Below are 14,940 nucleotides of genomic sequence, written 5' to 3' on the forward strand. Positions count from 1 at the left end.
CGGTATCCCGCGGCCCGCTGTGCAGCGCCGTCCGGGTCGTTCCGTCCCGCTCCCTCTTCCTGGGAGTAGAAGAGGGGGACGAATTCCCGCGGAGCCCGAGGGGTGGTGACGGGTGACGTTGGAGACGCAAAATCTAGGTTCTTCTATACACACGGGTGTCTAGATAAAACAGAAAACACCCTCTCGAACGTCACCCGTCACCACCCCCGCCGTACGCGCCGCGAGCACGGCGAAGCCCCGACCGGTCGACGGGACCAGCCGGGGCTGCGATGGGCTGTCAGGCTGCCAGGCCAACGCCCTTCCGCCGGGTACGCCGAGAGGGCACCTGACCGGGCGCCTCGGGCCGGGGAAGGATGATCCGCAGCACAGGCGGACCCTGCACCAGGGACGTGGATCCGGCGAGCCGGACCGACGTGCGATCGGTCGGCGTGTCGGTCACCGGTGTCTCGACCGGCGGGGCCTCGGGACGGCTCGGGTCGCCCTCGACAACTGCCAGCACCTCGGCCGACGGGTCGTCAGGGATCTCCGCCGTCACGGTCACCCGATCCTCTGCGTTCCGGCCTGGACGCACCTCGACCCGTACGCCGTGTTCGATCAGCATCTCCCGTCGTCCCTGAACGTCTTCCCTTGCCCACCGGTCGGCGACGGTCTCACCGGTCGGGACAGTGATCCACCCGCCGGGCCGCTCGGGCTGCTTCTCCAACTCCCTGATCTCGGCGTTGCACGCCTTGAACTGCTGCTGGAACGTCTCCGCGTCCTCGGGCTCGTCGTAGATCCCAGCCTGACGGTCCGCCAGAAGTCGGGCCTTGACGGCCTTCAACTCGGCTATCTGCGAGCCAAATCCGGTCCCGGGCTCGTAGATCCGGCGCATGAGCTGGCCGGCCCCGTAGCGGGCGAGGAACCGGGTTTCCACGATCTTGTCCAAGATCGCGCCCGCCATGATCGGCGCGGGACTGCACTCCTCCGACCCCGGGATGCCCCGTGCCCGGCCCTGGCAGGAGTAGGCGGGCACGCACTTCCCCTTGGTGCGGCTCGACCCGTTGCGAGTCATCCCGTTCCCGCAGTTCCCGCAGTCGGCACGCTTGGACAGCAGCACCGGGCGGTTGCTGAACCGCTCCGCCTTCACCTCCGGCGACAGCTTCCGGAACTCCGGACGGATCTTCGCCTTGAGTGCTTCGTGCGTCGCCCGGTCCCACAGCTCGGGAGCAACCCGAACGGGGCGGCTGGTCTCCGCCGAAAGCTGGACCTTCCCCTTGACGGTGTGGAACCCAAGGGCGTTCTCGCTGCACAGGATGTGCGCCAGGGTCTTGCGGTGCCACCGTCCACCCTGCGGTTCACGGCCGTACAGCACGGCCAGGCGGTCGCTCGGGCACATCACCCCGGCACGGTTCAGCCGGGCGATCTCGCCGTCCACCGTCACGGTTCCGGTGGTGTCCGACAGGATGCGCCGCACGCACTCCAGCAGCACTCCGTGCGCCTCCTGGTCGATCACCCTCTCGACCTTGGACGTGGGCGTTGCCCGGACGTGCATGAAGCCGTACGACGGCGCCCCGTTCACCCGCCCGGCCGTCTTGGCTCGCTTGGACTCGTCCCGGTTACGCTTCTGGATGTTGCGCAGCTCCATCTGCGACGCCCATGCCTTGAGCATGAAGTCGTTTTCCTGCGCGGGATCGGTCAGGTCCCAGATGCCCTCATGATCGGCGGTCACCAGCAGCCGCCCGGCTTCGGTGATCATCGCTTCGGTGTTCAGCGCGTCCCGGACGTTGCGCCCGATCCGCTCAACCGACGCACCCGCCAGACCGTTGTACGGACCCATCTCCTCCCGCAGCCAAGGCCCGAGCGCCGGACGCCTGAGCGGGTCCACCGCCCCCGACACCTCCCAGTCATCGGCCCAGGCAATGACGTGCCCGCCGACCTTGGCCACGGCCTCAAGGATGAAGTCCCGCTGCTTCTCCGGGCTACCGGTCGGCCCGACCACCCGGGACAGCCTCCGGGTCCCGACGAAGCACATCCCACACCCGTCGTACGGCGTGACAGGGGCGTTGTCGTCAAGAGCAAGCTTCTTCGATGCCATCGTGGCCCTCCCTGGGGTTCCCCAGTAGAAGAGGGGGAGGATTTCCCGCTGTGGCCACTCAGACATGCCTTAAGCGACCCACGCAGGGGCTCGGGGAACTGCGACGCCGACCTCCGGAGCGCTGCACCTGTGTGGATGGTCAGGCACTTTCGCAGTGACCCGAGCGCCAGATCTCCTCGCAGTTCCCCGAGCCCCTGGACAGTGCAACCGAGCCCCTGCCGAAAAGCCTAGGTATCCCGGAGCCGCGCGAGTTCGAGGTCTTCCCAGGTGTCGCAGTCGTACGAGACCCCGTCCGGGTCCGCCAGTCGCGCCAGCCGGAGCGGAGCGAGCAGTCGCCGGAGCGGCAGCCCCACCGGATCGCCGAGCCCCGCCAGAGCCGACCGGAGGGCGGTGGTGCGGTAGGCACCGGCCAGCGGCTGGTCCCGGCCGCCGGCGTCGACCAGCAGGGCCCCGTCGTGCTCCGCGAGAGCGTCCAGCAGCCGTTCGACGGTGCGGGTGTCCAGGAACGGCAGGTCCGCCGCGAGCAGCAGGACCCGGTCCGCGGTGATCTGTCCGAGCCCGGCCGCGACCGCCGCCACCGGGCCGCCGCCGGGCGGGTCCTCCCGGGTCCAGCGGAGACCGCCGCGTTCGGTCGGCCGCTCGGGGCCGACCACCACCACCGTGCGGGCGTCGGGGCAGGCGGCGAGCACCCGGTCGAGCAGGGTGTGCCCGCCGACCGTCAGGCCCGGCTTGTCCACCCCGCCGAGCCGGCGGGCCGCGCCGCCGGCGAGGACGAGTGCGTCGTAGGCCGTCATACGGCCAGTATTCCGCTCAGGGGTCCTCGACGATCTCCGCGTCCACGATGCCGTTGTCCCCGCCGGACAGGTCCTCGGGGGTGAGCACGTTGGCCGCCGCGCTGAGTTCGAGCACCACCGGGAGGGTCAGCCCGCCGTAGCGCTCGTTGACCATCGCCACCAGGGCTTCGGCGTCGTCGGGGTGGGCGGCCAGGGCGCGGTCGAAGTCCTGGAGGTACTCGCTGGTGAAGGTGAGCACCCGCATCGCGTCGTCGTCGGCCCCGGGGGCCCGGTGGCCGGCGATGACCCGGTCGGCGCCGAGGTCGGCCAAGCGGGCCAGGTTGTGCGACCACTGCTCGCGTTCGGCCGGGTCGGTGTCCGCCGTCCAGACGTGGGTGCCGTTGTAGACGAAGTCCCCGGCGACCACGGTGCGGCTGCCCGGGACGTGGACCACGGTGGAGCCCGCGCTGTCGCCCTGGCCGAGGCTGAGCACCCGGATCAGCTGGCGGTCGATCATCAGCGGCTGCGGCAGCAGCGGGGCGGGGACCAGCGGGTGGTCGGGGATGTCGTCCCCGTACACGGGCTTCCACTGGGCGACCTTGGCGGCCAGCGTGGCCATGATGCCCTCCACCACCAGGGGGGCGGCGAGCAGCTGGGCCTTGGGGAAGAGCCGGAGCACCTCCTCGGCACCGAAGTAGTGGTCCGGGTGCTGATGGGTGATCACGATGGCGAGCAGCTGGCGGCCCTTGCCCGCCACCCACTCGGCCAGCTCCCGGCCGGCGCTCCGGGTCAGCTGGGCGTCGACCAGGATCGCGGTGCGCTCGCCCATGATCAGGCTGGAGGTGGCGAAGAAGGACGTTTCGGGGCCGGTGAAGACCTCGATCCGCAGGGGGGCCGGTGCCGGGCCCGGCTGCCCCGGAGCGGCCGGTTCGGCTCCGGCGGTCCCTTCGGGCTGGGACGGCGTCACATCGGCTCCCTGGTCGGCACTGGGGCCCGTGCCGGGACCCGTAGGGCTCCAGCTTGGGAGGAAACCGCCGGGATTGCCGGGTAGGCGCGCCCAGGTGAGTGATCAACCACCTGTCCCGGGCGCCGCCACCGCTGCGGCTACTTCTTCCCGAGGAGCTTGTCGAGCCGGGCCGAGAGGCCCCAGGCGGTGACCCGCCAGAGGGCTTCGACGACGATGCTGCGGCTCATCTTGGAGGCGCCCAGCTCGCGCTCGACGAAGGTGATCGGCACCTCGGCGACCTTGTAGCCGGCCTTGACGGTGCGCCAGGCGAGGTCGACCTGGAAGCAGTAACCGGCCGAGGCGACCTGGTCCATGCCGAGGCCCAGCAGGGTCTCCTTGCGGAAGGCGCGGTAGCCGCCGGTGACGTCCCGGATCGGCACGTCGAGCATCAGCCGGGAGTACAGCGAGCCGCCGCGGGAGAGCAGCAGGCGGGAGCGCGGCCAGTTCACGACCTCGCCGCCGGGGACCCAGCGCGAGCCGAGCACCAGGTCGGCGGTGCGCAGCGCGGTGAGCAGGCGGTACAGCTCCTCGGGCTGGTGGGAGCCGTCGGCGTCCATCTCCACCAGGACCTGGTAGCCGTGGTCGATGCCCCAGCGGAAGCCGGCCAGGTAGGCCGCGCCCAGCCCTTCCTTGCCCTTGCGGTGCAGCACGTGCAGGTGATCGTCGGCCGCGGCGAGCTTGTCGGCGATGTCACCGGTGCCGTCGGGGCTGTTGTCGTCGGCGACCAGGATGTGCGCCTCGGGAACGGCCGCGCGCACCCGGGCGGTGATCCGCTCGACGTTCTCCGCCTCGTTGTACGTCGGAATGATCACCAGCACCTCACCGAGATCGGCGAAGGAACTCTCCTGGTCAGCCGTGGTCACGTCTCTGATGCCTTTCGGGTACAGCGGGTGAGCAGCGAGCCCTGGTGGCCGCTGTCCGGGTCAATGAGGCGCACCTCGCGGTGCCCGGGCTCCTCGGATACGAAACAAGTGCAGGAATAGCGCATGCTACGACGACCAGCTTCCCCGGCGGTCGCCAGGGCGGTGCTGCACTCCACTCACCAGATAGTCTTCCTGTTCAACTTGCACACCCGTGGGTCGCGAAGCAACCGGTCGCTCGCGTCCGCCTCGCCCGCCCGCTCGCGCGCCCCCTGCGCTGGTGGGAGCACCCGGGAGGTCGGACCTTGCCCGCGCCGGTGTCGACCGAGAACGTGCGGCACCGCCGCACCGAGCAGGGTGGAGTGCCGGACCGATGCGGGACTTGAAGCAGCTGGTGAAGGCGTACGACGTGCGTGGTGTGGTGCCGGATCAGTGGGACGAGTCGTTGTCGTTCGCGTTGGGTGCGGCGTTCGTGCGGGTGGTGGGCGCCTCCGCGATCGTGGTGGGCCATGACATGCGCCCCTCCTCGCCGTCCCTGTCGCGTGCGTTTGCCGAGGGCGCGGCGGGTTCGGGTGCGGATGTGGTGGAGATCGGGCTGTGCTCCACCGACCAGCTGTACTACGCCTCGGGGTCCCTCGACCTGCCGGGTGCGATGTTCACGGCCTCCCACAACCCGGCGCAGTACAACGGCATCAAGCTGTGCCGCGCGGGCGCCTCACCCGTGGGTCAGGACACCGGGCTCTCCGAGATCCGCGAGCTGGTGGAGTCCTGGACCGGGCCGGACGACACCGTGACCGTGCCCGCCCTGGACGTAACCCCGGGCACGCTGTCGGCGAAGGACACCCTGGGCGGGTACGCCGGTCACCTGCTGGGGCTGGTGGACCTGTCGGGGATCAGGCCGCTGAAGGTCGTCGTCGACGCGGGCAACGGGATGGGCGGGCACACGGTACCGACCGTGTTCGCGGGGCTGCCCATCGACCTGGTGGAGCTGTACTTCGAGCTGGACGGCACGTTCCCCAACCACGAGGCGAACCCGCTGGACCCGGCCAACCTGGTCGACCTGCAGGCCAAGGTCACCGAGTGCGGCGCCGACCTCGGGCTGGCCTTCGACGGCGACGCGGACCGCTGCTTCGTCATCGACGAGCGCGGCCAGGCGGTGTCGCCGTCGGCGATCACCGCGCTGGTCGCCGCCCGCGAGATCACCCGCGCACAAGCGAACGGTGAGGCCAACCCGGTGGTGATCCACAACCTCATCACCTCCCACACCGTCCCCGAGGTCGTCCGCGAACTCGGCGCCACCCCCGTGCGCACCCGCGTCGGCCACTCCTTCATCAAGCAGGAAATGGCCACCACAAACGCGGTATTCGGCGGCGAACACTCCGCCCACTACTACTTCCGCGACTTCTGGCGCGCCGACACCGGCATGCTCGCCGCCCTCCACGTCCTGGCCGCCCTCGGCCACCAGAACCACCCCCTCTCCACCCTCACCACCCAGTACGACCGCTACGCCGCCTCCGGCGAGATCAACTCCACCGTCACCGACCAGCAGGCGGCCACCGACAAGGTCCGCACCCACTACGCCACCTTTGAGGGCGCCACCACCGACACCCTCGACGGCCTCACCATCACCACTCCCACCTGGTGGCTCAACCTCCGCGCCTCCAACACCGAACCCCTCCTGCGCCTCAACGTCGAAGCCGACGACCCCGCCACCATGGCCACCGTCCGCGACACCGTCCTCACCCTCATCCGCGCCTGACACCCGCAGCCGCACCCAGGACCGGCCCGCCGGACCGCTCGCACCGCAGCGGGTCGGTTAGGGTCGGTCCACTCCCGTACGAGAGCGAACAGGACGTGCCCATGGACCGGCTCGCCAACACCGTCCGCCCCTATGCCTGGGGGTCGGTCACCACCATCCCCGCGTTGCTGGGCGTCGAGGCGACCGGCGAACCGCAGGCCGAACTCTGGATGGGCGCCCACCCGGGCGCCCCGTCCCGGGTCGACCGGGGTGGCGGTCCGCGTGCCCTGAACGAGCTGATCGAGGCCGACCCGCAGGGTGAGTTGGGGGCCGAGACGGTGGCCAGGTTCGGGCCGACCCTGCCGTTCCTGTTCAAGGTGCTGGCCGCCGGGCTGCCGCTCTCCATCCAGGCGCACCCCACCCGTGCCCAGGCCGAGGCGGGCTTCGCCGCCGAGGAGGCCCGGGGCATCCCGCTGGACGCCCCGGAGCGGAACTACCGGGACACCAACCACAAGCCCGAACTCATCTGTGCGCTGGACGAGTTCGAGGGTCTGTGCGGATTCCGCCGACCGGCCGAGGCAGCCGATCTGCTCGCCTCGCTGGAGGTGCCCGAGCTGCTGCCGCTGGTCGAACTGCTGCGCAACAAGCCGGAGTCGGAGGCGCTGAGCCAGGCGGTGGCCGGCATCCTGTCGATGACCGGCGAGAGCGCCACCGCCGTCGTCGCGGCCACCGCCGCCGCGATCGAGCGGGCCGCCGCGACCGACGACCCGACCGGGCAGTTCGCCGGATACGCCTTCGCCGCCCGGGAGTTCCCCGGCGACACCGGGCTGCTCATCGGCCTGCTGCTGAACCACTTCCTGCTCCAGCCGGGCGAGGCGCTCTATCTCGGCGCCGGGCTCCCGCACGGGTATCTGCGGGGCACCGGCACCGAGATCATGGCCAACTCCGACAACGTGCTGCGCTGCGGGCTGACGCCCAAGCACGTGGACGTGGCCGAGCTGCTCCGGGTGGTCGACTTCCGGGCCGGTCGCCCGGCGGTGCTGCGGCCGACCGCCGACGCGGCAGGCGAGGAGCTCTACCCCGTACCGATCGACGAGTTCCGGCTGTCCCGGTTCGTGCTCGACGGGACGGCCCGGGTGCTCGACGGCCAGGCTCCGCAGATCCTGCTCTGCACCGAGGGCAGCGCCGAACTCACCGCCGCCGACGGCACCGTGCTCACCCTGGACCGCGGCCAGTCCGCGTTCCTCCCCGGGACGGGCACCGCGACCTCGCTGACCGGCTCCGGCGCGACCGTCTTCCGGGCCACCGTCACCCTCTGACCGTCGCCGGTGCCCGATCCAGCACCAGCTGCGACCAGCTCACCCCCGACCGGCCGTGCTTGTCCGCGCGCTCGCCCCGGTACACCTCGGTCAGACCGAACTCCGCGCCCAGTTCGGCCGTCTCCGCCGCCGTCACCTCGAACATCCGCCGCCCCTGCGGGACCGGCCCGTGCCGCAGGTGGAGCACGAACCGGCCACCCGGGGCCAGCAGTTCGGCCACCCGGCCGGTCGCCGTCCGCCGCTCGGCCGGATCCAGGTGCATCCACACCGCCGTGGCCAGCACCAGCCCGAACCGGCCCGTCACCCGGGCCAGGGCGGGCAGTTCGTCGACCACCCAGTCGATCCCGGGGCCCTCGTGCACCCGCAGCTCCACGATCGGCTCGACCGCCGTCACCCGATGCCCCCGGGCCGCCAGCGCCGCCGCGTCCCGGCCGGTCCCAGCGCCCAACTCCAGGACGTCCATCGGCTGTTGGGGCATCAGGTGGAGTATCTCGCGGTGCACCTGATCGAAGGTCACGCTCTCGTACTGGGTCACCAGCAGCGGCGCCTCCTCCCGGTACCCCGCCGTGCTCGCCGACCGCTCGCCCATCCGTACTCCCTCAGCCTGGGACCGGCGATCCCAGGGTCGGCCGTGCTCTGCCGCCCCGGGTCGTCCGGTGGAAATCTCCTCGGTGTCAGCAACGATCACCCGCACCGAGGAGTGCCACCATGCGCGCAGTCACCGTCCGTACCTTCGGCTGCCCCGAGGTCATCGAGCTCGCCGACGCCCCGCTGCCCCAGCCGGGACCCGACGAGCTGCGGATCCGTACCCGGGCCTCCGCCGTCCACCCGGCCGACCTGGCGGTCCGCTCCGGGGCCGTCGCCCACCACCTGCCGGCCGAGCCTTCGTTCCGGCTCGGCTGGGACGTGGCCGGCGAGGTGGACGCCGTCGGCGAGGGCGTGACCGGCTTCCGCCCCGGCGACCGGGTGATCGGCCTCTCGCACTGGTTCGCCACCCGGAACGGCACCCACGCCGAGTACGTCGTGCTGGCCGCCACCGCCGTCGCCCCGGTCCCGGCCGGTGTCCCGGACACCGTCGCGGGGGCCCTGCCGCTGAACGGTCTGACCGCCCTCCAGGCCGTCGAGGCCACCGGGCTGACCCGGGGTCAGACCCTGCTGGTCACCGGAGCGGCGGGCAACCTCGGCGGCCTGGTGGTCCAACTCGCCGTCGCCCAGGGCCTCCGGGTGATCGCCCTGGCCCGGCCCGAGGACCACGAGTTCGTCACCGGGCACGGCGCCCGGCACACCGACGCGGTCACCCCCGGCGAGGCGGACGCGGTCGTCGACACCGCCCTGCTCGGCGCCGCCGTGCTGCCCGCCCTCCGGGACGGCGCCGCCTTCGTCGCCGTCCGCCCCGGCCCGCTCGCGGTCGAACGCGGCATCCGGCACACCGTGCTGAACGTCCGCCCCGACAGCGCCCAACTCGCCGAGCTGGGCGAGCTGGTGGCGGCCGGACGGCTCACCGTCCGGATCGCCGCCGAGCACCCGTACACCGAGGCCGCCAAGGCGCACGAGCAGGCCGAGCAGGGCGGCCTGCGGGGCGCGGTGGTACTGACCTTCTGAGGCTCAGCGGTCCGCGTCGTCCTTGCGCCGACGGGCCACCAGGACCGCCCCGGCGCCCAGCGCCAGCGCCGCCGCACCGGCCACCGCGAACACCGGCGAGGCCGAGGAGCCGGTCGCGGCGAGCTCACCGACCGGGGCGGCCGACGGCACCGGGGTGGGTACGGCGGACGGGATCACCGAGGCGGTCACCGGACGGTCCTCGGCCTGGTCCGAGGGGTCCTCGTCGACCGCCGGGGCGGGGGGCGACGTGGGCGTCGGCGTCGGCGTGGCGGTGGCACTCTCGGCCGGGGTCACCGGGGTCGGCGTCGGCTGCTGCGCCTCGGCCGCCCGCGCCTCGGCGAGGGCCCGGTCCGCTGCCTGACTTGCCGCCAACGCGTCGGCCACCGCCTGCCGGGAGCGGCCGACCTGCCTGGTGACCTCGACCCGCCAGTCATCGCCCTGATCAACCGCCGCAGCAAGCTCCCGCTCCGCTCCGGCCAGCGCATCGGCGGCGGCCTTGGCGGCGAGATCGGCCCGGTGCAGCTCCCGGAACGCCGCCACCCGCTCGTCCTCGGTGGTGGTGGCCGGCAGCGCGTCGATCGCGGCACTGCGCTCGCTCCGCACCCGCTCGGCGTCCGCCTTGGTGATCTTGGCCTGCTGCACCGCCGCCGTCGCCGCGTCCCGCCGGGCCCGGATCGCCTCGGGCAGCTCCCCGCTGCTCAGCAGCGCGACGAGCTCCTGCTCCCGGGCGGTCTCCTTGGCCAGCACCGCTTCGTAGGTGGCCCGCGCGTCGGCGGCGGCCTGCTCCAACTGCGCGACGCTGCTCTGGGACCGGACCACCGTGGCGGTCCCGGCGAAGGCGGGGCTCACCGCGAGCGCGGTCGGCGCCGAGACGGCGATCAGGGCGACGGCAAGGGCGGTACGGAACTTCACGGGAACTACCTTCTGACTGGCAAGCAACAAATGAGCGAGGAGGGTGGACTGACGATCAGTCAGCTTTTGTCGTAGTAGCCGAACATGTCGACCACCAGGTCGGCGTCGCCACCCCCGGCATTCCAGAAATCGACGATCCCGTACGGCCCGGGAACCGCCTGGACCAGGTTGGGGACGGTCGCCCCGGGCCGCTGCCAGTTCAGCGAGGAGACCGTCGGGCGGTCCGGCCAGACCGCCGTCCGGTCCTGGTACTGGGCAAGGGAGTTCGGGTCCGGCGCGACGGTCAGGAAGCCCGCGCTGCGGGTCCCCGTCACGGTGGTGTTCAGCACGAAGCCGGTCACGCCGGGCATCCCGTCGCCGAGCGCCAGCGGGAGGTAGCCGCCGCCGGGCACCGGGGTGCTCGACCACTCGGCGGTCCGGGTGTCGGCCAGCCGCTCGGGGTCGATCGGCAGGTAGCTGCTGTTGCCGTCCGCGCTGTAGTAGCCGACCACGTCCACGATCACGTCGGCCGGATCCCCGCTGCCGTTGAAGACCTGGATCTTCCCGTCCGAACCGACCGGCACCACCACCGAGTTGGCGATGGTCTGTCCCGTACCGAAGTTCAGGTTCGAGGCGTTCGGCCGGGCCGTACCGCTCGGGTGGACGGTCAGGAAGCCCTGGTTCCGGCTTTCGGTGGCGGTCACGTTCAGCGCCACCGCGGTGATGCCCGCACCGGGCAGCCGGCCGACCCCGGCGACCTGCACCGGGATCGAGCCGCGGCCCGCGATCTGGCCGCGCGGGGCGCCCAGGCCGTCCCGGGTGTCCACCAGCCGGGCCGGCGGGACCGGGGTGTAGCCGCTGGAGACGGACTGGGTGAAGTAGCCGCTGACGTCGGCGATCATCTGCACCGCACCACCGCTGCCGTTGTACAGCTGCACGCTGCCGTCCGCGCCGACCGGCACGATCACCATGTTCGGCACCGTCTGACCCGCCGTGAAGTTCACGTTCGAGGTCGCCGGGCGGTTACCGCCGTACGGGAAGGCGGTGAGGAAGCCGGCCGACTCGGCCTCGGTGACCGTGACGTTCAGCACCACGGCGGTGACCCCGGCCGGGATGCCGCCGTTGCCGCCGATCCGCAGCTTCACCGATGACCAGCCCTGCACCTTGCCGCGCTCACGGGTGTCCATCAACCGGGTCGGACCGTACGGCGTGTAGTGCGACCCGGCCGTGGTCACCTCGACCGAGTTGCTCGCCGTGGTCCCGCCCGAGCCGGCCGTGACGGTGATCGTGTAGCTCCCGAGCTTCGGGTAACTGTGCTGCGCGGAGGCGACGTTGTGGCCGCCCTCGACGAGGCCGGAGGTGGCGGTGCTCACACTGCCGTCGCCCCAGGCGATGCTCACCGAGGTCCCGGCCGGGGCGCCGCCCAGGTCGGCCGCGAGCTCGATGCCGCGCCCGCTGATCCCGTACGCCTCCAGGTCGACCGAGAGCGCGCCGGCGGCCGTACGCGGCCGGACCGACGGCCCGGCAGGGCTGCTGAAGGTCCTGAACGCCGAGGACTTCGACAGCGCCTCGGCGTCGGACGACCGCGGAACGGGGGCCGGGCCCGCCGCCTGGGCGGTGGCGGGTATCAGGACGAGGCCGGCGGCGAGCATTGCGGCGGTCGCGATGAGGCGGCGGTGGGACACCGGCACTCCAGTCTTGTGAAGAATCCGTAAAGGTGGCCCGATGAGCTTACGGGACGCATACGACCCATCTGACCAATCCCCTACCCGCCGGTACGACGACGGGCCCACCCCCCTGTGGGAGTGGGCCCGTCCTGTCGTGCGGCGGAGGTCAGAGCTCGTCGTAGAAGCCGAACGCGTCGACCACCAGGTGCGTGGTGCCGGAGCTGCCGTTCCAGAAGTCGATCACGTTGTACCGACCAGCACTCGTCTGGACCAGGTTCGGCACGGTCTCACCGGCCTGCCAGTTCAGCGCCGAGACCGTCGGACGGACCGGCGGGGTGGCCGTGCCGTTCCGGTACTGCTCGGGCGAGTTCGGGTCCGGCGCGACGGTCAGGAAGCCGCCGGCCCGGGTGTCGGTCACCGTGGCGTTGAGCACGTAACCGGTGATCCCGACCTCGCCCTCGTCGAGGCTCAGGTGCTCGTAGCGACCACCGGCGATCGGCTGGTTCCCGAACTCGGCGGACCGGGTGTCCACCAGCCGCTTCGGGTCGACCGCGACGTAGGCGCTGCGGCCGGCGGCGCTGTAGTAGCCGACCACGTCCACGATCACGTCGGTGGGCGAACCGCTGCCGTTGAAGACCCGGATCTTCCCGTCCGGACCCACGGGCACGATCACCGAGTTGGCGATGGTCTGCCCCTTGCCGAAGTTCACGTTCGACGCGTTGGGCGTCGCCGTCCCGTTCGGATACACCGTCAGGAAGCCGCCCGAACCCGCGCCCGTGGTGGTCACGTTCAGCGCCACCGCCGTGATGCCACCGGGCAGTTGACCGACCGGGCTGTTGGCGACCTGCACCGGGAACGACGCCCGGCCCGCGACCTGGCCCCGGGTGGTGCCCAGGCCCTCCCGGGTGTCCACCAGCCGTGCCGGGGCGACCGGCGTGTAACCGCTGGAGACCGAGCGGGTGAAGTACCCCGCGATGTCCGCGATCAGGTCGACGCTGCCGCCGCCACCGTTGAACAGCTCCACGTAACCGTCCTCGCCGACCGGCACGATCACCAGGTTCGGCACCGTCTGCCCCGCCGTGAAGTTCACGTTCGAGGTCGCCGGGCGGTCCCCGCCGGAGCCGTACGCGGTGATGAAACCGCCCGAACTCGCGTTGGTGACCGTCACGTTCAGCACGGCGGAGCTGGCCTGCGCCGGGATACCGCCGTTGCCGCCGACCTTCACCCGCACCGAGGACCGGCCCGCCACCTTGGCGGTCGGGGCGCCGATGCCCTCGCGGGTGTCCAGCAGCCGGGTCGGGCCGTACGCGGTGTAGTGCGACCCGAGCGTGGTCACCTCGAGGGTGTTGGACGCCGTCACGCCGTCCGGGTCGGTCAGCGTGACCGTGATCCGGTACGTCCCAGGGTCGAAGTAGGTGTGATCGGCGTCGAACTGCCGGCCGCCCTGGGCGGTGGTGGTACCGGTGTTGCCGTCGCCCCAGGCGATGTCGACCTTCAGCGGCACGGCGTCGCTGACGGTGTATCCGGTCAGCCCGATCCCGTGCCCGCTGGTGCCGATCGCGTCCAGGCCGACCGACAGGTTCGGGTTCCCGGCGTACTTCACCGCCCCGCGGTTGTTCTGCACGGCGATGCCGTAGAAGTCCGAGGACAGGTGGCCGGGCGCGTTCACGTTGGCCGAGCCGATCACGGCCGAGCCCGACTGCACCCTGGCGTCGACGTTGTTGGACTTGTTCGGCCGGAGGTAGACGTAGCCCGCCTTCTTGGGGTCCACCAGGTCGTGCGCACCCTGCCCAGGGACACCCGCCCGGAACGCGGCCAGGGTCGAATAGCCGGTGCCCGCCCAGGAGTAGGGCGCGGTGGCGTTGTCGCCGTAGCTGTAGAAGGCGTTGTAGTCCGCGGTGGTGGCCGCGGCCGAGTCGGCCGCGACGCTGAGGTCCGGGGCCCAGCCCTGGCCGTACTTGAGGCAGTCCGGCTTGAGCCCGCCCTTGTAGGCGGTCTCCGGGTTGGTGTCCTCCAGCAGGTTGTTCTGGATGCTGACGGCGGTGGAGCCGCCCTGCACCGTGACCGCCGGGGCGCAGCCGCGCTGGATGGTGTTCCCGTCCACGATCAGGCCGTTGACCCCGGTGGCGGTGATCCCGGTGGCCGCCAGGATGTTGCCCGCCAGGGTGACCTGCTTCGCCCCGGCCGCGACCGCGATGCCGGAGGCGCCCTGGGTGTAGTACCCGGTGTCCACGTAGGTACGGCTCACCGTGACGTTGCTGGACGTCCCGTCGATGGTGATGCTGTCGGTCGGCCCGTTGACGTTGCCGAGGTCCACGTAGCTGGAGTCCAGCGTGACGTCGGAGGAGTTGGTGATCCGCACCGCGCTGCTGAACCAGGCGCCCAGCATCAGGTTCTGGACCGTCACATCGGTCACGCCGTCCAGGGTCAGCGCGGGCGCGGTGCGGGCGTCGATCCACGCCTGGGTGCCGACGCCGATGATCGAGATGCCCGAGGTCCGCACGGTCAGCGGCCGCTGACTGAAGTACCCGACCGAACCCAGCAGCTTGACGGTGTCGCCGGTCGCCGCCGCGTCCACGGCGCTCTGCGGCAGGCAGTAGGGGCTGGCCTCCGTCCCGGCGCCGGTCTCGGCGGTGCAGGATCCCGAGGTGCTCGCGAAGATCGTCTTCCCGTTCCGGACCCCGCGGCTCCCCACCTCCCCGGCGGCACCGCCCTGCGGCCGGACGGAGTTCGTGGCGGCACTGCTGAAGGTGTCAACTCCCTGAGGGGTCAGCTCGGTTGACTGTCCAGGGGTGGCCGGGCCGGCCGCCATGGCGGGCCCCGGTATGAGCACGAGACCGGCCGCCACCAGGGCAGCCGTCGCGCTGAAACGGCGGTGGTACACCGATTCTCCAGTTCTCGTTCGGGTGGAGCGCGCCGAGCTTAGCGAGCAGGCCGGGCCGACCCGCAGACGGGTACCCCGGGGAACGCCGCCGGCCCCGGAGCGGCGCTGCTGCGCGCTCCGGGGCCG

10 protein-coding genes and 1 pseudogene are annotated in these 14,940 nt (G+C 71.8%); 3 read left to right on the forward strand and 8 right to left on the reverse strand.

The genetic code is table 11. The features are described from left to right. Positions 1-277 precede the first annotated feature (277 nt). The 4 genes and pseudogenes from F4556_RS16620 to F4556_RS16635 form a co-directional block, all read right to left on the reverse strand. Complete coding sequence (locus F4556_RS16620; RefSeq protein WP_313068329.1) at positions 278-1,978, reverse strand: recombinase family protein; 1,701 nt, start codon at positions 1,976-1,978, stop codon at positions 278-280. A gap of 332 nt (positions 1,979-2,310) precedes the next feature. Continuing rightward, positions 2,311-2,868, reverse strand: a pseudogene (mobA, locus tag F4556_RS16625) (molybdenum cofactor guanylyltransferase); the annotation flags it as partial. Between the two features lie 16 nt (positions 2,869-2,884). Continuing rightward, positions 2,885-3,814, reverse strand: coding sequence for an MBL fold metallo-hydrolase (locus F4556_RS16630; RefSeq protein WP_184916282.1), 930 nt, complete (start codon positions 3,812-3,814; stop codon positions 2,885-2,887). Positions 3,815-3,951: 137 nt separating this feature from the next. After that, a complete protein-coding gene (locus tag F4556_RS16635) occupies positions 3,952-4,716 on the reverse strand; it encodes a polyprenol monophosphomannose synthase (RefSeq protein ID WP_313068330.1) in 765 nt (254 codons plus the stop codon). Positions 4,717-5,086: 370 nt separating this feature from the next. Here F4556_RS16635 and F4556_RS16640 point away from each other — a divergent pair, with 370 nt between their 5' ends. Both F4556_RS16640 and manA read left to right on the forward strand, forming a co-directional pair. Beyond that, positions 5,087-6,472 (forward strand): phosphomannomutase/phosphoglucomutase, encoded by a 1,386-nt coding sequence (locus F4556_RS16640; RefSeq protein ID WP_184916284.1) that lies wholly within the window; start codon positions 5,087-5,089, stop codon positions 6,470-6,472. Between the two features lie 101 nt (positions 6,473-6,573). Then, a complete protein-coding gene (manA, locus tag F4556_RS16645) occupies positions 6,574-7,770 on the forward strand; it encodes a mannose-6-phosphate isomerase, class I (protein ID WP_184916287.1) in 1,197 nt (398 codons plus the stop codon). Here manA and F4556_RS16650 read toward each other — a convergent pair. Further along, on the reverse strand, positions 7,760-8,359 hold the full coding sequence (locus tag F4556_RS16650; protein WP_184916290.1) for a class I SAM-dependent methyltransferase: 600 nt from the start codon (positions 8,357-8,359) through the stop codon (positions 7,760-7,762). The genes manA and F4556_RS16650 overlap by 11 nt on opposite strands. Before the next feature lie 119 nt (positions 8,360-8,478). Here F4556_RS16650 and F4556_RS16655 point away from each other — a divergent pair, with 119 nt between their 5' ends. Beyond that, positions 8,479-9,372 (forward strand): NADP-dependent oxidoreductase, encoded by an 894-nt coding sequence (locus tag F4556_RS16655; RefSeq protein ID WP_184916293.1) that lies wholly within the window; start codon positions 8,479-8,481, stop codon positions 9,370-9,372. Positions 9,373-9,375: 3 nt separating this feature from the next. Here the strand turns inward: F4556_RS16655 and F4556_RS39460 are convergent, their stop codons facing one another. From F4556_RS39460 to F4556_RS16670, 3 genes are all read right to left on the reverse strand, one after another. Continuing rightward, entirely contained in the window at positions 9,376-10,284 is a 909-nt protein-coding gene (locus F4556_RS39460; protein WP_184916296.1) for an LPXTG cell wall anchor domain-containing protein, read from the reverse strand. Positions 10,285-10,343: 59 nt separating this feature from the next. Then, the gene (locus tag F4556_RS16665) at positions 10,344-11,948 is read right to left on the reverse strand and encodes a hypothetical protein (RefSeq protein ID WP_184916299.1); all 1,605 of its coding nucleotides are present in this window, start codon (positions 11,946-11,948) and stop codon (positions 10,344-10,346) included. 148 nt (positions 11,949-12,096) lie between these two features. Continuing rightward, positions 12,097-14,814, reverse strand: coding sequence for a PKD domain-containing protein (locus tag F4556_RS16670; protein ID WP_184916302.1), 2,718 nt, complete (start codon positions 14,812-14,814; stop codon positions 12,097-12,099). Between the last annotated feature and the right edge of the window lie 126 nt (positions 14,815-14,940).

Source organism: Kitasatospora gansuensis (genome assembly GCF_014203705.1).
GTDB lineage: Bacteria > Actinomycetota > Actinomycetes > Streptomycetales > Streptomycetaceae > Kitasatospora > Kitasatospora gansuensis.